Origin of the sequence: Patiriisocius sp., from assembly GCF_051252435.1 — a bacterium.
Taxonomy (GTDB): Bacteria; Bacteroidota; Bacteroidia; order Flavobacteriales; family Flavobacteriaceae; genus Patiriisocius.
Map to the genome: position 1 here is coordinate 1 of NZ_JBPOFW010000013.1, position 21,414 is coordinate 21,414.

Annotated in this window: 14 protein-coding genes; 4 read left to right on the forward strand and 10 right to left on the reverse strand. The window is 35.5% G+C overall.

Annotated features, from left to right (window positions below; all coding sequences use genetic code 11):
* The 4 genes from ACSHW7_RS15675 to ACSHW7_RS15690 form a co-directional block, all read left to right on the forward strand.
* Nucleotides 1–1,374, forward strand: a 1,374-nt coding sequence (locus ACSHW7_RS15675) for a T9SS type A sorting domain-containing protein (protein ID WP_435680311.1), incomplete at its 5' end; no start/stop codon positions are given.
* Between the two features lie 4 nt (nucleotides 1,375–1,378).
* A complete protein-coding gene (locus tag ACSHW7_RS15680; RefSeq protein WP_435680312.1) occupies nucleotides 1,379–2,122 on the forward strand; it encodes a hypothetical protein in 744 nt (247 codons plus the stop codon).
* Nucleotides 2,119–4,356, forward strand: coding sequence for a hypothetical protein (locus ACSHW7_RS15685; protein ID WP_435680313.1), 2,238 nt, complete (start codon nucleotides 2,119–2,121; stop codon nucleotides 4,354–4,356). The genes ACSHW7_RS15680 and ACSHW7_RS15685 overlap by 4 nt, the downstream gene beginning before the upstream one ends.
* A 601-nt stretch (nucleotides 4,357–4,957) precedes the next feature.
* Nucleotides 4,958–6,700: a c-type cytochrome gene (locus ACSHW7_RS15690; RefSeq protein ID WP_435680314.1), complete on the forward strand. Its 1,743-nt coding sequence runs from the start codon at nucleotides 4,958–4,960 to the stop codon at nucleotides 6,698–6,700.
* Nucleotides 6,701–6,725: 25 nt separating this feature from the next.
* On the opposite strand, the gene ACSHW7_RS15695 is transcribed toward ACSHW7_RS15690, so the two are convergent.
* The 10 genes from ACSHW7_RS15695 to ACSHW7_RS15740 form a co-directional block, all read right to left on the reverse strand.
* On the reverse strand, nucleotides 6,726–8,039 hold the full coding sequence (locus ACSHW7_RS15695; RefSeq protein ID WP_435680315.1) for a phenylacetate--CoA ligase family protein: 1,314 nt from the start codon (nucleotides 8,037–8,039) through the stop codon (nucleotides 6,726–6,728).
* Nucleotides 8,040–8,236: 197 nt separating this feature from the next.
* Nucleotides 8,237–9,478 carry a WcaI family glycosyltransferase gene (locus ACSHW7_RS15700; RefSeq protein ID WP_435680316.1) on the reverse strand — a complete coding sequence of 414 codons (1,242 nt, stop codon included), beginning with the start codon at nucleotides 9,476–9,478 and terminating at the stop codon, nucleotides 8,237–8,239.
* 128 nt (nucleotides 9,479–9,606) lie between these two features.
* Entirely contained in the window at nucleotides 9,607–10,170 is a 564-nt protein-coding gene (locus tag ACSHW7_RS15705) for a WcaF family extracellular polysaccharide biosynthesis acetyltransferase (protein ID WP_435680317.1), read from the reverse strand.
* Complete coding sequence (locus ACSHW7_RS15710) at nucleotides 10,167–11,357, reverse strand: glycosyltransferase (RefSeq protein WP_435680318.1); 1,191 nt, start codon at nucleotides 11,355–11,357, stop codon at nucleotides 10,167–10,169. Before ACSHW7_RS15710 ends, ACSHW7_RS15705 begins: the two co-directional genes overlap by 4 nt.
* Nucleotides 11,344–12,528: a glycosyltransferase gene (locus ACSHW7_RS15715; protein WP_435680319.1), complete on the reverse strand. Its 1,185-nt coding sequence runs from the start codon at nucleotides 12,526–12,528 to the stop codon at nucleotides 11,344–11,346. The genes ACSHW7_RS15710 and ACSHW7_RS15715 overlap by 14 nt, the downstream gene beginning before the upstream one ends.
* A 97-nt stretch (nucleotides 12,529–12,625) precedes the next feature.
* Nucleotides 12,626–13,741, reverse strand: a complete 1,116-nt coding sequence (locus ACSHW7_RS15720) for an acyltransferase family protein (RefSeq protein ID WP_435680320.1) — start codon at nucleotides 13,739–13,741, stop codon at nucleotides 12,626–12,628.
* Nucleotides 13,741–15,111 carry a hypothetical protein gene (locus ACSHW7_RS15725; protein ID WP_435680321.1) on the reverse strand — a complete coding sequence of 457 codons (1,371 nt, stop codon included), beginning with the start codon at nucleotides 15,109–15,111 and terminating at the stop codon, nucleotides 13,741–13,743. Before ACSHW7_RS15725 ends, ACSHW7_RS15720 begins: the two co-directional genes overlap by 1 nt.
* A gap of 86 nt (nucleotides 15,112–15,197) precedes the next feature.
* Nucleotides 15,198–16,577, reverse strand: coding sequence for a lipopolysaccharide biosynthesis protein (locus ACSHW7_RS15730; protein ID WP_435680322.1), 1,380 nt, complete (start codon nucleotides 16,575–16,577; stop codon nucleotides 15,198–15,200).
* Between the two features lie 15 nt (nucleotides 16,578–16,592).
* Nucleotides 16,593–18,869 carry a GumC family protein gene (locus ACSHW7_RS15735; protein ID WP_435680323.1) on the reverse strand — a complete coding sequence of 759 codons (2,277 nt, stop codon included), beginning with the start codon at nucleotides 18,867–18,869 and terminating at the stop codon, nucleotides 16,593–16,595.
* Nucleotides 18,870–19,220: 351 nt separating this feature from the next.
* Nucleotides 19,221–20,576, reverse strand: a complete 1,356-nt coding sequence (locus tag ACSHW7_RS15740; RefSeq protein ID WP_435680324.1) for an exopolysaccharide biosynthesis polyprenyl glycosylphosphotransferase — start codon at nucleotides 20,574–20,576, stop codon at nucleotides 19,221–19,223.
* Between the last annotated feature and the right edge of the window lie 838 nt (nucleotides 20,577–21,414).

Here is a 21,414-nt window from a genome sequence, read left to right on the forward strand (position 1 = left end):
GAAGAAGTAATACCAGAGGAAATACCTGATGTTCCAGAACCGATAGTAGAGGAAGAAACTCCAGTTTCCGAACCAGAGCCAATTCCCGAAGCACAAGAAGAGGTTACCGTAGAAGAGGAAGAAGAAGTAATACCAGAGGAAATACCTGATGTTCCAGAACCGATAGTAGAGGAAGAAACTCCAGTTTCCGAACCAGAACTAACTCCCGAAGCATCAGAAGAAGCTATCGTTGAAGAAGAGGAGGAAGTTGTTCCAGAGGAAACCCCTGAACCGGTTGTAGAAGAGGATATTCCAGTTTTCGAACCAGAACCAATTCCCGAAACACCTGAAGAAGTTAGTGTTGAAGAAGAGGCAGAAGCTGTACCAGAGGAAACGGTTGATATTCCTGAGCCGATTATAGAAGAAGAAACTCCAGTTTCCGAACCAGAGCCAATTCCCGAAGCACCTGAAGAAGAAGTTATAGTAGAAGAGGAGGAAAAAGTTATTCCAGAGGAAATACCTGATACTCCAGAACCGATTGTAGAAGAAGAATCGCCAGTTTCCGAACCAGAACCAACTCCCGAAACACCTGAAGAAGTTAGCGTAGAAGAGGAAGAAGAAGTAATACCAGAGGAAATACCTGATGTTCCAGAACCGATAGTAGAGGAAGAAACTCCGGTTTCTGAACCAGAGCCAACTCCGGAAGCACAGGAAGAAGAAGTTATAGTAGAAGACGAAGAAGTTGTTCCAGAGGAAACTCCTGATCCGATTATAGAGGAAGAAACACCAGTTTCTGAGCTAGAGCCAATTCCCGAAGCACAAGAAGAGGTTGCCGTTGAAGAAGAGGAGGAAGCTGTTCCAGAGGAAACCCCTGATACTTCAGAACCGATAATAGAAGAAGAATCGCCAGTTTTGGAACCAGAGCCAACTCCGGAAGCACAGGAAGAAGAGGTTATCGTTGAAGAAGAGGAAGAAGTTGTTGAGGAGGCAATTGATACTCCAGACTTACTTGTAGATCAGGAAACACCGGTTTCAGAAGAACAGTCTTTAGAAGAAGAAATTCAAAATAGTAGTGAAAACACAATAATTATTAGTAACAGCCAGCCCATTGTAGGGCGAGATATTCTAAATCATTCGCTTCAGGAAGCGGATGAAGTTGAAATTGTAACTTACCCCAATCCGGTGGTAGAAGGATTTTCAATCGGCATTAAAAATTATGAAAGCGAACGTGCTTGGTATCAGCTTTTTGATTATCAGGGTAGGTTAATTACAGATGGCCAAATTACAAGTGAAAATACTAAAGTTATGATTTCTCAATTGAAGCCAGCAACGTATTTGCTCAAAGTATTTATGACAAACCAAATATTCAAAACATTAAAAATTTTAAAAAAGTAACGCTATGAAATTAAAAGTACTATTTGCTTTTATGCTACTCGCCGTATTGGAAATATCGGCGCAGGCTCCAGAAAAAATGAGCTATCAGGCCATCATTCGCTCTAGTGATAACAGTCTGGTGTTAGATGCACCGGTAAATTTAAAAATTATTGTCCGCCAAGGCAGTGTAAATGGTACCAGTGCGTATGAAGAATCGCATTCGGCTACTACTAATGCCAACGGTCTGGTAAGTTTAGAGATTGGCGCTGGTAACCGTATTTCGGGTACTTTTAAAGACATACCATGGAGTAATGGTCCTTTCTTTATAGAAACACAAGTAGACCCTAATGGTGGTAGTAATTATTCTATTATAGGAGTTAGTCAGCTATTAAGTGTGCCTTATGCGCTCTATGCTAAATATGCAGAAAATATTACAGGAGCTACGGCAAGTGCACCGGTGGAGAAGGATGCTACTATAATTTCGTTTGAGTCTACACGTAATATTGCCACTAGTGATGTTGGTAATACATTAGAATGTACTAAAACTGCCACTGTTACCCTACCTTCTGGTTTCTCTAACATGAAAGTTGGCGAGACTGTTAATTTAGAGGCTCATAATGGTGCTTCCCTTACCGTAAAAGCAGCTAGTGGTGTATCTTTGAATTATACTGATGGTGGTACTGCCAATTTTGAAAGCGCAAGCGGTAATGTACGTTTTGGATTGTTGCGAAAATCAGGAACTAACGCCTATATAATTTCAGGTCAATGAAGTATTTAAAATTTCTCTTTTTATTGTTGGTGTCTTCTTTAAGCGCACAGAATTATCAATATAGTTTAGATACGCCAAAGGCACTTGAGCCTCAACAGATAGAGGAAGAAAGTAGTTTGGTGCGTATTATACCACAAGATTTTGATTGGGAAAATATACCAACGGACTATAGTGATTCTGTTTGGGAGATACGCTTTGACTTTGATCTTGCAGGTCAAACAATTATTTTACCAGAAAATGTTACCATGCGTTTTAATGGAGGCATTTTAGAAAATGGAACCGTGCGTGGTGATGAGAGCATTATAGAAACTAATAAGGAAAGTCAACTTTTTGAAGAGTTAACCTTAGAAGGGTCTTTTAAAAGCGAATATTTAAAACCGCAATGGTTTGGTGCAGCAATGGATGATGCAACAGATGATCGTGAAGACTTTGTTGAAACCTTGGATCAAGCTGAAAACATTGGAGCTAAGGTTTTGGTGGATAGAAATATGTTTCTTGATCTTGAGGAAACTGGTAAGAAGTCTATTTTTCTGGCAGATAACACCTGGTTAGAAGGAGCTAACGAAGCTCATATTAGAATTAATAATTTGCTGTCTCCGGCATTTTATATGGCTTTGACCAAAAACATTACTATCACGAATGTTACCTTTTTGTATGATCAGAAGTATGATGCTTCTTTTGGATGGTCATATGATAGTAACACCCTTAATATTAAGCAATTAAGAGGTTATCTTACGGATAGCCATAATATTGTTTTTAATGGTGTAAATCCAATCTGGCGTGGCCCAATTCTCTTTCGCTCAACCTTTGTTATTGATGGAGGAGAGAATATTGATATTAAAAATGTGAAATTTATTGCAAAAGGAGAAACAGCGGATAAATTTATCCAGATGGCCATTAAGCTGAAGGAAGAATATATCCCAAATCAAAAAATTATAAACGAAGCAGAGCCGACAAAAATTCCTAAAAACATTAACTTAGAGAATGTTACGTTAGATGGTGTTATTATGGGGGTCCAAGGTATAGTGGATACCTTCGTTTCAAAAGGTATGAAATCTCATAGATATTCAGATGCACAAAATGCTGATGGAAACTATATTGGTATGTTTAATGGAAAGGATTATGACTTCCCTCCTCCTCATTTAATCTATCTTAACCATGATGATGCTAAAAAGTTAAAATCTAAAAATATAATAATAACCAAAACCTATGATTATGGAGAATATGTAGGTACTGAAAAGGTAAGAGGATTAACTGGAGTAAATATTGGTTATTGTAATTCATTAAAACTGGTAGAGGATATTGATAATGTAAAAGTAGATGATTATAAATCGTATAGAAGAGATGGTTTTGCGGACTTAGGAGATTTAAGTAATAGTAGTTTTAATAACATCTATGCGGAGTACGATTCTCAAATTTTTGACATAAGTATGCGGTTTGTATCATTACGATTTGTTGGAGTTTTGGAGAATGTCTCTTTCAGCAACATCACTCTTAAGGATAACGCTCCTGAATGTAAAATATATCCTATAGATATTTCTTACGGAGATTATGTAAGCATTGACAATCTCCAGCTTTACGTAAATGAATCAAGTATCAATACCAATGGACCTTTTTCTATTTTCGGGTCTAATAATTCAATAAAAAATTCTGGGTTACACATAGAGAAACATACAGCAACCAAAGATTATCTTGGTTTAATTTTTTTAGATGAAAATACAAGTAACAATGGTACCAACAATTTTTACGATGTAGAAGTAACAGGGTGGAGGAATTTTAGTGAAGGCACATTAAATCAAAACATGAATTTAACCTTCCTAAGCGATAGTAACTTGAACTCAAATTTTGCTAAAATAATTGATATTGACCATGATTTTATTATTCAAGAAGAAAGTGGAACAAAAAAAATCAATTGGTCTAGAACGGAAATTGTAGAATTAGGCAATGGTGATGTTCATCAGATGCAAATGCAGATACCTCATGGTTTTTCAATTTTGCATATTGAAGCAGAAACCATAGAAAGTCTCACAAATGGCATTACTGTGTCGGTGGGCTCCAGTGCAGGTAAAAAAGATAATATTTTAAATAAAGTATCTAGTTCTACTGGCGAAATAGTACAAGAGGAAATAGGAAACTCTACATCATTAGAACAACGAATTTACCTTTTTGGAGATGGTAATTTTAACAATAAAGGAAAAATTAAAATAAGTATTGAATTAGAAAGAAAATTTTAAATCAATTAGATGTAGCCTATAAGTTGAATTTTGCCAGTTGTACTTACTTATAGACTATCTTAAAATAATTTGTTTTTAATGAAACAAATAAGGGAGCTCGTAATCAATTCAACGTAAAGTTGTTGCAAGCCAAAACTTCATTTGTGCAAAGGGTTTGCCTATTCCTTGTTTAGACATTAACTATAGAAGTACTCAGCTTTCAACGGCGAACCGGGCGTTTTAAGGATATTTGAAATGTCCCTAACAATATGTGCTCGAGATATATTTTTAGAATCTAGCAACTTATAGAGGCATTGTTCAGCAGGTTCAATAAAAATTTATGATAAGAAAAGCCAGTAAAGTTGGGTCTACTTAAGGATTGAAGATGCACTATAATGGTATATTGGTAATGGCTTTTATTTCTCTGACTTTTCAACCTTTGATTCGCATTGTTCATTTATTTTTGTAATAGCAATAAGGGTAGAGGTATCCTATGTTTAAGATTCTAAGATATATGAAGGGGAAACAACCTTATAATTTGCTACATGGAGAAAATGTATTGGTGCTGTTTTTTTAATAAAATTAGCATCTATGGAGTTCAACCCTAAACCACAAGCAAAGCGTGAATAAGAAATTAAAGGCACTGTTGGTATTGGCGATGGCATGTGGTTTTGTGTTTTTAGCGTTTTATCCTAATAGGTTAAATAGATACATACAAAGAAGGATTCGGTTTTATAAAACAGCTCCTAACGGTTTGTTAGAGGATGTTATGTTCCAAAAAATAGCATTGAGTAATTTGGTTAAGGGACAGTATACTAGTTTAGTAATAGGCCCAGATAACAAATTGTATGCAGGTGCTATAGATGGTAAAATAAAGCGGTTTGTGATACGTCCAAATGGTGATTTGTCGCTAGAACATATTTTTAAACCATTTGGAGAGAAATCAAAACTCACCATTGGATTAGCTTTTGACCCAGCGTCAACTGCGGATAGTCTAATCGTTTGGAATACATACTCTGAAACCAACAGTAGTTGGGCAAGTTTTCATAACGCAGAACAGGAGATTGATAAGTCAAAATGGGCTGGTAGTATGAATCGCTTGCGGTTAGATTTGAAAACTGACAGGATTTTAGAGAATGAGCATATACTAAAAAGCCTACCTTGTTTTGGCCCAAATCATGAGAACTTCCCAAATTCTATTGTTTTTGGTACAGACGGAATGCTTTATTTTGCGCAAGGAGCTAACACAGGTATGGGATGGTGTGATTGTGAAGAAAATCAAGAACCTTCCCGAGAAGCTTTACTTTCCGGAGCGCTTTTGTGTCTTGACCCTAGCAAATTACCTTCTAATTTACCAATTGATGTAAAAACGTATGACGGCGGTGGTAGCTATGACCCTTATGATAAGGATAAGCCCCTAAGTATATATGCAACGGGTATTAGAAATGCGTATGACATAGTCTGGCACAGCAACGGACAACTCTATGCAACTGTAAATAGCTCTGGCGGTAATGAAAATACCCCTACCTCAGACCAACAATCGCCTTATTATATTGAACCATATTCAAAAATAAAATATACCGGGCCCAATAATATCCCGGCAGTATTTGGCGCTCAACCCGATCAAGATGATTTCATGGTGCGAGTAGAAAAAGGGGGATATTATGGCCACCCTAATCCACTAAGGGCTGAATATGTCTTGAATAATGGGGACGAGGATTTGGATAATTCTGAATACAACGGGGTTAAGCCTGATGCTAATTTTAGAGGATTTGCCTATGATTTTGGACCTCATATGGCTCCTACTGGTATTGTAGAGTATACCAGTGAAACCTTCGGAGGAAGGCTAAAGGGGTGCCTGATTGTTGCCCTAATGGGCCATATGGATTTGGTTATACTAAGACCAGGGGGTGAAAAAAAAGACATTATTCAGGATTATGATGGCACAAAAATGGGCCTGACCTTGGATACTAGTCCATTAGATTTGGTAGAAGATAAAAATACAGGAAATATTTATGTGTCGGAATATGGTAAGCGCACTATTACCTTATTTCACCCTATTGAAAAAGGGGGGCGCAAGGCTGTGCTTGTTTATGATGAAAATACGTGCAATAAAATAAAAAATCCTATAGAAGAAGGAAAAATAATATATCAGCAAAATTGCCAAATGTGTCACGGTATTAAAGGAACAGGAGCAATGGCTCCAAGTTTGGTTGATAAGGAATGGATAAATGGGATAGATGCAATGTTTTCAGTAATTCAAAACGGATCAGATAATAATAGAATGCCTGCATGGAAAGATAAACTTTCAAAGGAAGAAACAAAAAGCGTTGAAAGTTATATTTTGTCTTTAGTAAAAAAATAGATATAACAATAAATAGTATCCTAATTTAAGGCAATTCGCTAATTATCAACGGTTTCTTGTTGCTTTTTGTTTGTAGTTCATCTACTCTGTTAGGTGTAATAGCTATCTCGTTCCTTGTTTTAATCCTAAGTTCCTTCAATATCGTTTCAACTTCGTCTTCCACGTTTTCGATTGAATTAAAAACATAACGCAGTTCTACTGAATAATCCTTGTTTTGAATTAGTTGTACCTCTCTAATTGTATGTAGTAATTTTTCAAAAAGAATAGTTAAGTGCTCACTGCGGACAGTTAGGCCGGATGGAGTTTTCAATACTACAGATTGTCTACCTCTTACATTATCCATTAAGGGTAATGGAATACCACAGGAACAGACGGTATCCAACAACTTACCTCTATCTCCAATTTCATATCTGATGAGTGGAAATACTTCGTTGTGCAAATCTGTAATTAGGATTTTACCTGTTGTGCCAGCAGGAACGGGGTTGTTGTTTTCATCCACAATTTCAACATGTACGGCGTCATGCATGATATGAAGGCCGTGCTGTTGTGGGCATTCTGCTGCTATGGTAAAAACTTCAGTATTGCCATATTGATCACATACTGGGGCACCAAATGCGGTTTCCATAGTTTTTCTTTGATTTTCAAAAAGAGGGGCAGAAGTTACCCAGACCATTTTTGGTGGGTGTATTTTTAAGTCGTTATCTAATAAAAAGAGCGCGAATTCATAAACAACGTCTACATAACCTTGTAAGAGAGTAGGCTTTAATGAATTGAATTGATTTACAAAACGTTTAACATTACGCAGGTTCATCTCTGATCCTGTTAAAAATATACGTCGGGTGGGCCACCACAAAATAGTATTGCCTAATCTTTTTATGAAAGGTCTTTTGTAGCGGTAGATAAAGGCTTGGTTTTCGTACGGTTTTATGTTCCACCAGCCTAGTATGCGCCATTGGAGTACAGTGTAGGGAAAGCGGGTGTCATGTAAGACAGAAATAGGCCTTCCAGTACTGCCAGATGAAGATACTTTTCTATATGTGTTTTTAGATGGATTTCCTGCAATAAATTTTTCGAAATTTTGGGCTAAGTCATCTCGTGTAACTGGAGGTAGGTTTTGAAAATCCTCCTCATTTGTCATGTGGAGTTGGTTTTCTAGACCTTGATACTTGGATTTATAAAATGCTGTATTCTCAAAAGCATGATTTATTACACGTTTCCTTTTTTCGAAATTGAGTATCTGAATTTGACCAGATTTCAATTCGTTTTCCGCCCTTAAATGTGACCTATGAATTTTAGGCTTTAAAGTTTTTGTTTTTAAATCGAACAAAAACTTTTTCAAGTTTATTTTGTTTTGTTTCAAGCTATGGTTTTTTTGGTAACTGGTAACTGGTAACTGGTAACTGGTAACTGGTAACTGGTAACTCAAGAGGGGGAAGAGCCTTAAGGTCAGTTAAATGTATAGTATATTTCTTTTTTTTGCAATCACATCTCGACCAGATTCGTTAATTTAAGGTAAACGACATGTGCAATTAGTAACTATAGTAAATTTTTATCTAGAGACGTCATAATGGTGTTAATATCTAAATATTTTTTGGCATAATTATGAGCGTTACTTTTTATACAACATAAATTTTTGTTTTGGGTTAGGTCAATAATTCCTGCAGTAAGTGCATCTCTATTTTCTGCCTCAATCAAATAACCCATATCATGTTTGGATACAATAGAATAGAGGTCGGTTCCTTCATTTGCTGTAACTAATGCAGCACCTCCAACAGCTAAAATGGTCGTGAGTTTAGAAGGCATAACTAAATCACTTGCGTTCTTTTTTTGAATTACCAAATGAATATCTGCCATGTTCAAGAATTCATTAAAAGCTTCTTTGGGCTGTAATGGCATAAAATGTACATTTTGGAGCTGCATCTCTTGAGCCTTTTTCTTTAAAACTTCTTTATAGGGGCCTGAACCACAAATAATAAGTTTTACCTTAGGTTGCCCCAGTAGAGCTTGGGCTGCATACAATATGTTTTCTAGGCCTTGTTTTTCGCCAATTCCACCAGAATATAGAACTGTGGTATCATCTTCCTCAAAACCAAATTTTACTTTTAAGTTAGCGTTATTGGGAATCGGGTAGAAAAAATCGGTATCCGCCCAATTCGGTAAAAATGTAACTTCTCGTTTTGTTTTTTTACTGATCCGTTTTATCATAGCATCTGAGATACTACTAATATTCTGCGAGTTTTTAAATACAAAATTTTCAACTTTAAATAAAAGCTTAACTAAAGTTGCAGATTTGATCATACCCAATTCTGCAGCGGCTTCAATTTGTAAATCTTGTATGTGATGCAGATGTTTCGCTTTTTTAATTTTTTTGTAAAATGCACCTAAAACACCGGCTAAAAATGTTGGTGAAACGCTAATTACGTACGTATATTTCTTCTTGCAACAGAATGTCATAAGTTGTAGTAGGGCGGAAGCAAAGAATGAAAAATCCGAAAGGATACGTGTGAGCCCACTAGGTTTTTTAGGTACATACATAGGGCACCGATATACGGTAAGCCGGCCGCCGCTGGGGTAATTTGTAGTCTCTTTTAGGAACCAGTATCTATTTTTTACATAGGGTTCTTGAACTTCCCACTGTGGATAATAAGGGTAACTTGTTATGACGGAGCAATCGTGGCCAGATTGCGCAAGCCATTCCATCATTTCACCACTGTACTTACCTATACCGGTCAGTTCTGGCGAGAAGTTATATCCTACGTATAGTATTCGTTTTTTCATAGATTCTTATATGATGTATTAGAAACAAGTCTAATGGGTCATTATTTTTTAAAATGGTTAAAATTGTAATGAACCTTAACCTATCCAATTAAATTTTACAAAAACATCGTTTAATACTCACTTTGCTTTTATTTCCACCTAACCTTAGTTTGAGGTACTATGGGTTTAGTAATTACGTTGTTTCCTTCTTGATTTGAAACGATAACCGAACCCACGGTAATTACAGTATCCGTACCAATGATAACATTAGGACCAATAAAACAGGATGCTCCTACCCATGCCCCATCTTTTAATGTTATAGGTCCATTACGGTAAGGCATAGCAGGGTTTCTATAATCATGATTTCCACCACATAAAAAACTACGTTGGGAGATACACACATTGTTCCCAATAGTAAATTTTTCAAAATTCAACAAAAAAGCTTCTTCACCAATCCATACATAATTGCCAATTTCAAGTTTCCAAGGAAAATGAATATTTACCCTTGGTTTTATGACTAAACCGGTGCCAATTTTAGCGCCAAATAATCTTAGTAGCTTAGTTTTTAGACTGCTTGGATAGGGTAGAGCACTAAGGAAGAAAATTACCTTAATTAAATACCAACATAGTTCTTTAAACCTGCTAGCACCGCGATCTAACCCAACCGAAGCGTCAAAATCTTTTAAGGAAACTTTGGAAGTTGCTTCTATCATATGACCTGTGCTTTAAGGTTGTTGGTCAAACTTTTGGCCGCTTGTGCCACCGTAAAATGTTTTTGGTAAACTGCGTAGGCATTTTTACGCATTTGGGTAAACTCATCGTTCGTAAGCTTTGAAGCCTGTTCAAGTAACTGGCATGTACCTTCGTATGTGTCTTCCGTTACTAGCCCCCCATCACCTTCAGCAATTTCTCTCCAAATATTAACTTTGTTTGAAATAAGAACAGGGCAATTACAGGCTAATGCCTCTACAACGGCTATTCCAAAATTTTCTTGATGGCTTGGTAGTACAAACGCTTTTGCACCAGTAAAAGCCGCCCATTTTGCATTGCCAGTAACCATTCCCGCATATATGATGTTGCTCTTTAAGAAATTATTACTCTGAACAATTTGATCTAAGCTTTTTCCAAATTCTGAGTCCATTCCTGGTCCTGCGATAACCAGTTTTGGTAATTTATCTTTTGTTGTTTCAAATGTAGCGTATGCCTTTATTAGATTAAGAAGACCTTTCTTGGGGTGTATCCTGCTTAGAAATAATAGATACTCTTCATTTGGTAATAGACCACATTTTTTTTTGAATGCCGTAATGTCCGTTACTTCTATTAGTGTAGGAGGTAGAATGCCGTAACCTACATTAATCTCTTTTTTTGGACGGTAGCCGGTAAAAGTTTCACGGGCCAAGACCAATTCTTCTTGGCAAGTAAATAAAATACCGTCTGCCTCATTAAGGGTGTTTTTTTCAACTAGATTCCAAAAAAGTTGATTTCTAAGGGCTTTTATTTTGCGGTCTGGAGCTTTTTGGAAATAGGGATCCAGCATGCCGTGAGGCATTATGAAAAACTTAGGAGTTTTCTTATTTTCTTTTTTGAGCCAATTTATACCCTTTCTAACGGCATAGCCATAATATTGCCACAGACCATGTACAATGACCACATCGTAAGATGATAAGTTTTCTTTAAGCCATACAATTAATTTGGGGGCATAACCCCATGGTCCTTTCCCTGGGCCTAGTTTAAAAATCTTAAAATCATCTTGATGCTCCCATTTCGTAGCTTCACCGTCAATAGAAACTACAGAATTGTCTGTGTCTAAAGTCTGCATTTCTGGAATTGAATTACGAATACCTTGGCAAGGCCCTCCATAAGAAGGATCCATACTTTCTATAACTCTAAGAATTTTCATGCTGCCCATGTTTTAAATTATATACCTTGGTGTAGATATCATTTATTTCAGCAATAGTTTTGGTGCTGTCATATCTCAAGGCATTTTCTACCCCCTTTTGTTTTGCATTTTGGAGTTCTTCTTCTCCTTTGCTCAAGAAGCTTTCTATTATGTTGGATGCACTTTTAGCCCATGAATCTAGGTTATCAAACTTGTCTACATTTTCGATATAAATAGCAGCTTCCCCACCAACTTCATTCATAGGAGCACTATTTGTAGTTACCACGGGACAACCGCAGGCCATGGCTTCCGCTATTGGCCAACCAAATCCTTCTGCTAAAGATGGAAATACAAAAACAGAAGCGCCTTGATAAGCCTGCTTCACCATATCATCTGATAAACCAGAAGAAAAAATAATATCATTTTTGTATTTAGAATTGGCATATTCTTTTTGTGTACGCTCGTCAGGTGCGCTACCAATCAATACTAATGGAATTTTTAGTGTGGAAATATCGCGCCAACAATTATAAATTTTAATTAATCCAATACGGTTTTTGTAGAACTGATTGCCGCCAACATGCAGAAAATAGCCATTAGCCATAGAGGCATTTAAAAACTTTGTCAAGTTTTCTCGCGCAGTTATTTGACTACCTACTTCAAAAAGAGAATTTAAGCCATTATATACATACGTACTTATCTGAGGTTTCTTTGGAAGTAAGTCTTCCAATTCCAGCATGGTATTTTTTGAAACCGAAATAAAATTTTCAGCTTTGCTAAAACCATTATATATCATTTTCTGGTATAACTTTCCTGTAGCACCTACTGGATTCGCACTAATCTCACCTTTAGCCGACTTAAAAGCTAGAAAATCATGACAGTGTACAACATGCGCTTTATTGGAAATGATAGGTGCCCATAGTCCTAAAGCTTGGTCTGATAGGACATAAAGATTCTTTTTACTCGTAAACCGAGTTTTAAAAAAAAGGAATAATGAGAAAATTACATATTGGTCAACATACCCTATCCATTTTTTAGCAGCTCCTTTTAGAGGGAGTTTAGAGAGGTAAGGTTTTGGCCTTACAACTTCAACAGAATGACCAAGTTTCTGCATACCTTCAGAAAGATAGCTTGCAAAGCGAGGCATGCTTTTACTACCAAAAAAAAGAGGGTGAGATAATATTATAATTTTCATAGTTTTCTAATTGTTACTGGTGCCGGTTAGCTGAAATGGTTGTGGTTGATTAAAAATTGTTTTAATTCAGTCCCTCATACCTTGTGTCTTACTAGGTTTAATTTTTTGCGGTAAACCGGATTAGTTTAAGGTAATTCCTGTCTAAAAATGTCATTTTCCATCGGATTGAATGTTTTTCTAAATGGTAGCAACAAACTATAAAAAGAGGTAAGAAGAGTAACTGATAAATTAGACTAATCCCTTTCTCCTGAAAGAAAATGAGTAAAGGATAGTGTAGCGCATAAATGGCGTAACTGCCCTCTCCTAATTTGTAAAAAATAACGTCAATAAATTTTTGGATTTTTTGTGTGTTTAAACCATCAGTTAGTATCATGGTAAAGTAGAAAATACCATTTAAAAGCATTCCTTTTCCTATAATTTTTATACTATCAGATGGTATTTTGGTACTTGCAATTGTAATTAGAAGTCCCAGTAAGAAGTTGATCATAAAGAAGGTGTTCTTCTTCTTTAACAAAACGAAGCAATAAGAGGAAATATAACCCTGAATCCAGGTCATAAAACCGACTAAAAACAAGAAATATGGTATGAATATAATTTTTTTATTTATTACTATACCTATCATAATGGCTGCTATGAGCAAGACGTATTTTGCATAGAGACCAACCTTTTTTAAATATTTTTTATTTATAAAATAAACTAAAGGAAATAGAAGATAGAAAAACATTTCATAGGACAGGGACCATAGAGGACCATTTAAGCCATAGGGTATGATCCATGATTCAGGAATAACCTTGCTGGTTTGTAAGAAAAGCAGATTCCCTAAAAGATTACGAATACTAAAATCCTCTAGATTAAGAATATTTAAACTTAGACCTACTAAGAATGATAGAAGTATAGCTATCCAATAGATGGGGAGGATACGCTTAAACCTTCTGTAGAAATAACCATTTACACTGTTCTTGTCATTAAGTGGGCGTTTAAGCGTGCTTAGGCCTATTGAAAACCCGGAGATGATAAAAAACAGTAACACCGCTTCATCGTTAAGTTCAGATATAAAATCAAAAATTCCAAAAGAGATATCACTGAAATAACTTTTAAAAACAGCTTTGTTTAATTTAAAAATATGGTGGTATAAAACAACTAGTGCAGCAATTCCTCTAATGCTATCTAAAATTTTTAGCCGGCCGAATTCTCTTTTTTTTAGTTCCCCCATTATAGTAAATTATTTGTGGTTTCATTGCCGTTTAATATCTTCAGAAAATTCATTTTGTGAACTAATATTATTATGGCAATTGCTAAGCAATAGGCTACAGTATCTGCTAAAATGGCGTCTAATCTTTTTTCTGTTCCAAATGATAGATTAAATAGAAAATAGACCACATAGAGGGATACCATGGTTTTGCCGAAAAAAAACTCCGAGCTTTTGGATATAAAGAACCAAAGCTTATAGATTAAAAAATAAATTAGAACTGCTATTACGGAGCCAAGCATAGAAAAATCAGCTAGGGTAATAAGCAAAATAGAATCGGCAGAGTCTTTATTTGTATGCTGCCTTTTTTCTAAAATTTTCTCTGATCCAAGACCTTTATTTGGATTTATTGCTTTAGGTATGGCATGATCGATAGCCATTAATGTAATTCCTCCCCAAGTGATATCCCGGTCACTATCATTTTGAGCAATCCAATATATTGCTCTATAGAGATAAATTGCTCTACTGTCTGTTAACTCTGCTGCACTCTCGCTTGAATTGCCAAAATTATTTACCCCATAGTCATATATTTTCTGAATTGAGGTGACAGGAGCTTGAATGCTAAATGCAACGGGTGTACGGCGAATTATGTTATAAAAAGGAAAATATACAAAGTATAAAAAAGCACCTAGTAGTATAGCGTACGAAATAAGTTTTTTGTTAATTAATGCTCTGTTGAAACTATATATAATTATTCCTACGAACAGTATAGTTTCTAATAGTTCTCGGCGAGACAGCATAAGAAAGTTAATTAGAAACAATATCATTGATGATATGGTTAATAAATCATATTTCTTTTCGTCAATATTTTGAACAAAAAGCACGGTTGATATCACCAAACCAAGCCTGAATATCGTGCCAAAAAACTGAATCATAGAAGATTGTTCGTAGCTTATATTCCTATTCGCTTCTTGAATTCCTTCAAAGGCTGCAATAAGAGACATGTGAGGTATGTAATACGTTATAGAAAATATTGGAAGTATCACAAGTATAACCTTTAAGGTTAAACTAGCTTTAATCTTGGGGAATTTTTTTAGATAAAATGTTATGTTAATTGGTGAATTTTCATTCTTGTCAATTAAATTACTAGCAATGAGACAACCAATAAAAAAGAATAGAATATAGAAAAATACAAAAATGGTAGTATGCGTTGTTATTTTCCCAAGAGCTTTAAATACAGCTTCACTAGATTTAAGAGGAATGACAGCAAAATATAGTGTATTAAAAATTATGATCAAATCAAAAAAGTTAAGATCTTCTTTCCTAATCAATTTGCGACCAACAAAAAATGCTGGTACAAGTAAAATAAGTGATAGATATTTAATTAATAACATACTAGGATATTGCTAATTGTTGTGATGGTTAATATTTGCCAGTCGTCATTTCTGCTCGTTGTTTTTACTCATTTTCATAAAATATTTTACCCTTCTTTTTTTATTCCTCGGCGCTTGTCTTGCCAATTAATGATAAACACCTTTAGGTCGGTAAATCCATCTATAATTAATTCCTTAAAAGACATACGCATAATCTTACAGCCTTCTGGCATTACTAGAAAAACCAATATTAAATCAAGAGAAACGGCTCCGAATGCAGCGCCAATAAGTCCAATTTGTTTTGATAGTAAATAGGTCAGAAAAACCGAAATAGCAGCTGCTATTACTCCGTAAAAACCCATTTTTTTAGGCTCATTTACGGCTCGGAATACCATTTCTGTTGTGTACCATAGGGCGTTAAGTAACATGCCGGATATGAAGAGGTACCACATGGCCTCAGGTACTTCTAGTTCATTGTTCGTCCAAATACGATAAAACCATAAGCCAAATAAAGCCAAGAAAACAAAACCTACGACAGATAATGCAAACACACCAAGAATAGATAGCCTGAAAATCTTTTTAGCGGTCTTCCAGTCTCCTTTTCCAATTTGATTGATAAGTTCAGGGAAAACAGTGGGTTCAACCATATATAGTAATTGGTTAAAGGAACGACTCAAAGTTCTAACAGTATTGAAAATAGCTACGGCTTCAGGTCCTAAAACAATCCGTACGACAAACGTAGTACCTTGAAAATAGATGATTTGCCAAAGTGGTAACATCAAATAGCTCAATCCTTTTGTAGTAATACCTTTTAAGATAGTATTATCCTTTTTACCGCTGTGTATTTTAAATAATCCAATAACCTGGCGACCTTTAATCCAGTATATAATCATAAAAACCAACATGACCAGAAGTTGGGAAATGGCGAATTCTACAATGCCATAGCCTAGCAGTAAAACTAACAGCCCTGCTCCTAAATTAGCGGCTGCTTTAGAGGTAATTAAATTAATGCTCAGAGCAGCTTTTTCAGCTGCACGGTAATACGCTTCAATCAATTGAAGGTAAAATGTTAATAATTGAGCAAAAATAAGAATAGAAACCGCTAAGATTGCTTCTTGACTGTCAATCAGTGATTTATCGAAAACATGAAAGTAATCCAAGGTCAAAACAGCAACAATACTAATCAACATGGCTACCAGAACCATAATAGAGATAATATAAATACCTGTTTTACTAATGTTAGCAGCCTCTTGTTTGCGGCCGGCAGCATAGCTTAAAACAAAGCTGTTAGCTGCAGCTGAGCCAAAACCTAGATTAGAAAATGCAATGACACTAGGTATTATAGTAAGCGTTAACCATTCTCCGTAATAGGCTGCTCCCCAGGCCGATATAAAAAATGGAACTAAAAACAATTGTTCAAGTACCCGAATCCCTTTTTGGAAAACAGAAGCTAGTCCATTGCTTAATACCCTTTTTTTTAGAGACATGTGTTAGAGAAATTGTTAATCGTTGATTTTAGGTCCGTAACCATACACCTGTGCTGCGTTGGTGTCATTTAATAAGACCATTGTATTTCGTAGCTTTCCATTTTTATGAATTGATTCAATGGTTTTAGCATGTTCACTTTTTGTTACATTTTTTCGAACTACGTAAATGGTACCATCTATATATGCATTTAAAGCAAAAGCATCTGATATAACTCCAATAGGAGGGGTATCAATTATGATGCGGTCAAAATCTTTTTTTAGTTGATTGATAAGTAGTTCTATTCTTTCGCTCAACATTAAGCGGCCTACTTGATTGACCTCAGTACCAGCGCCTATAAGTGACAGGTTGTCGATGGTGGGGTGTTTTTGGATGATGTCTGTTATAGTTAGCTCTTTCTGTACTATAAAATCTGTCAATCCAGGAGTGTCTGGCAAATCAAAAGTTTTCATTAGCTGTGGCATTCTTAAATCGAAGGATAGCACTATTACACGTTCACCATTAGAAGCCAAAGTAATCGCTAGATTTGAGGTAATAAATGTTTTTCCTTCGCCTTGAACCGTTGACGTAACTAATAACGTTTGATTCTTATTGGTCTTTTTAAGATATTCTAAATTGAAACAGAGTAACCGAAACAATTCTGCTGATGGAGTTCTGCTGTAGCCCTTGGTTGCTATCAATCCCCCATCTTTGCTTCTCGCTATTTCTCCCAAAATAGGAGCAGAAATTAAATTAGATAAATTCTCTATTGAAGTAATTTTATTATTTAATAAGTCTTTGGTATAAATCAAAGAAAACGGCAAGAATAACCCAATAAGTAAGCCGCCTAAATACATAGCTGTTTTGTTAGGGCTAACGGGAAAATTCCCTGCTTTTGGGAGACTAACTATTCTTGTAGAAGAAACAGGTGCTGCTAACGATAGGACTTCTTCTTCACGTTTTTGCAAGAGATATAGATAAAGTCCTTCTTTGGTGCTTTTATCACGGCTAATATCAACCAATTGTCGCTCCATAGAAGGTACTTTGGCAATCTGTGCTTGATATTTATTCGCATTAGATTGCTGATTGCGCTGCGCAATCAATAACCTGTTTTTGGCGCTCCGTACATTTTCAACAATAGCCTTTCCTAAGTCATTTAATGTTCGGTCTAAATTAACAATAATAGGGTTGGCACTAGAAGCAGATTGGGCCATTTGTCCTTTTTGCAATAAAGTTTCATTGTACTGGTCAATCATACCTGTCAAAGAAGGGTCATTTGCACTTAAAGATGCTGGAATTGGCGTATCTGGGTTTCCTTGCTGAAGGTACATTTCTATAGAGTTGATTACATTGATTTCAGTCTGGTAGTCTGAAATTAACTTTTTGTAATCATTGGCTTGAGCAATATAAAGCCCTGCATTGTCAGTGACGTTGGTAGGGTCATTACTAGTTTTAAATTTCTCAACAGATTTTTCTACACCTTCAATTTCGCCAGATAGTAACTTTAACCGATTATCAATCATTTTAATCGTGTTCTCGGCGAGTTCATTTTCATATTTAATCATCTCCTCCACATAAGTCTCGATAAGACCCGCAACTACATCTTCACCTTTTTTCTTGTTAATACTCAAGAAACGGATACCTAATAAATTTCCATCAAGATTTATAAGGTCTATGCTAAGATTCTCTAGAAAGTCACCTATTACTCGGTCAGTATCAAGAATGGTAAAGTAAAATGGCTTCCCATTGTCTTCATATTCGGAAGCTTCTTTTGCGTTAATGGTGAAGGTTCCAAAGGGTGCGGTAACAAGATCACCGTAATTATGTTGCGTTTTGTAACTTTCACTCTTTACCGTAGTTTCCAATTCATATTCGGTGTCGTTAATGAATGTGATGTAGATAGGAAGATCATAAACTAAATCTTTAGCCGTTTCATCTACCAAAATTTCAATTGGTACATCCTCTCCATAAATCTCAACATCACGAATTTTGCCTTCAATATAATAGTTGATGTTTAAAGAGCGGTCTGTAATAACCTTTTCCATTAAACCAGTAGATCTTAAAATGCCTATCTCATCTTCAACATTCGTATTACTTTTAATAAGGCCCAGGTCTTTTATGTTTTGTGATTTCACGGAGCCTTGCCCTGCATCTTGATTTTTCACAAGAAGAGTACTGGTTATTTCAAATTGGGTTTCAGCTTTGTATCGTAAGTAGAGAAATACAGCTGCCAAGCAGACCACTAAACCTATGGCAAAAAGAGGCCATTTTTTTAAGTACTTTGAGATGAGTTTGGTAATATTTGTCTGTTCCATATGATGAAATCCGTTTAATGTAAATCTTTAAGTTGCTTGAATAAGAAGAGCGATGATTGTTTGTTTGCCCTCCTTCCAGTTTGTTTTATGATTGCTATTGGTAATTTTAAATTTGTTGCTTTATATTAAATTAATACAAGAAAAGGCATTTTTTGTACACCGAAAACTTTTAGATATCTTTTAAAAGCCAAGGCTATAGTATTGATTCCTAATTTGCTTTATTTTCCTATAACCTATTGATTTAATGTAAATTATTCTACTTTTTAAATTCTAAAAATGAATTTTTAAATTCTTTTAATAAGAATATGAAATTTAACATTTACGTTATTTTTATAGGTTTATAGTATTCCTTTAATATGCATTCTCTTCACCACGCACGGCATTGATGACAGTTTGTACAATAATCTTTATATCTAATTTTAACGACCACTTCTCTACATAAAAAATATCTAGTTTGGTACGGTTTAAAATATCTTTCTTTTCTCCAATTTCACCGCGGTATCCTTTTATTTGAGCGAGTCCAGTAATACCAGGTTTAACAAAATGACGTACCAAATACTTGTCTACAGATACTTCGTAATCCTCAGTATGTAGCTCCATATGTGGTCTAGGGCCAACAACACTCATTTCGCCTAGAAACACATTTATAAATTGTGGTAACTCATCTAAACTGGTTTTGCGAATAATTCTGCCTACTCGTGTAACCCGCATATCGCCTTTAGTGGCCATTTTGGAATCAGCATCGTCAGAAGGGGCCATAGATCGGAATTTATAACACCAAAAAGTTTTACGTTTTAGACCGTGTCTTTTCTGTTTAAAGTAGAGGTTGCCCGGAGATTCTAATTTAATGAGAATGTACATTATTGGTGTAAGCCAAGAGAGAATGGTGATGATAACCAAAGATGAAAAGAAGAGGTCAAACGTACGTTTTACCACACGCGCAAAAAGCGTGTCCAACGGTACTCTTCTAAGGTTTAGTACAGGAACAGTTTCATAGAGTTCTATGAACATACCCCTAGAATAAATTTCCTTATTATCCGGTATGATTTTTACACGAATAAGGTTGTTGTCAGCAAAATCTATAAGGTTACGAAGTTCCTTGCTATTAAATTTAGAGGCTACACAGTAAATCTCATCTATATCGTTTTCTAAAATATAGAGAAAGCAGTCCATAACTGGCCCAAGGAAAGTAGGACTTTTAGATTTTTTATCGTCAAAGTATCCCATGTAACGGTAACCCAGTTCTGAATCATCAAATACTTTTCTGATTTTCTTTAAATTCTTGTCACGACCTAAAACAACTACTTTTACGGAGTTACCACCCCACATACGGTATTTTCTTCGCAACCAAAAGAACACCACCCGGTAGGCTGTAAGCGCCACACATATCATAAGGTAGATGAACAGTTGCTGTTCCAGAGATTTATAAATCCTTCCGGTAATACCAAATAAAGCAAAGTACGCAAGACCGTAAATCAAATAAAGCTGAATAACTTTATGAATATTGGTAAAGAAACCTTCTTTACGTTTTCTGGTATAATAGCTTAGTCCATACGTGATAAGCAACCAAGAGATATTGTAATGTAAAATGTAGTAAACGTTGGTGTAGGTTTCCGGAGTTAGAAAATAGAGAAAACTGTTTATAATAAACAGGTGTACTGCTATTGATACAGGGATAATCCAGTCTGAATTCTTGAAGTTTTTCATTTCCCTATTTCTGATGATCGTTTAACAAAATATTCGGTAGATATTACGGCTGCGATTTGCAGTTCATACCAGATATTTTTAAAATATAGCTCTTGTAAGATTTTCCTGAATGTTATCGTCATGGTAACAATAAAATTGAACAAGTTTAATAATCTTTTACACTTTATTATATGATGAATTCTTGAGCTTTAGGGGGATGTTTGTAATTGCGCTGGCAAATATATGATTTCGGGTAGTATAGCCCAACTAAATACTATTATTTAATCATCATGAAAAACACTCTAAACTATACTTTAATTATCTCGTAATAGAAGAGCTTAGTGTTATCAGTACTTACGGGGAATTAGTGGCTTGTTAATTCTTAGAAAAATAAATTTGCCGCTTCCTACCTGATTATATGAGGATTAAATTTAAGATTTCAATTACAAATGGGGATGCCTATGGACTGGTATTGGCAATAATTATAAATGTTTGGATTTGTATTGCAATTTTCTGTTTATTTCGTAGTAGATAGGGTTTCTTATTACCATCTTCTGAAGTGGTAGCATAGTGAAGTGGTTTTTGGCATTCTCATAAAAAAAAATTTAGACAAAATAAAAGGGAGCGTTCCCCAACGCTCCCTTTCCGAGTTATATAATAACTATCTCTATGTTGAGATAGATATTCAACCTACTTATGAGTTACAAATATCCGAAAGTCTTACAAACGGCATTGATTCAAAAGGAATCATAATTGACTCATTTGGCAATCGCTAATTAATGACATAGCCCAATAACCAATACAAAATAATGAATACAAAGATTCCGCCAATGCAACCGCATTTGCCACCTCCTATTTT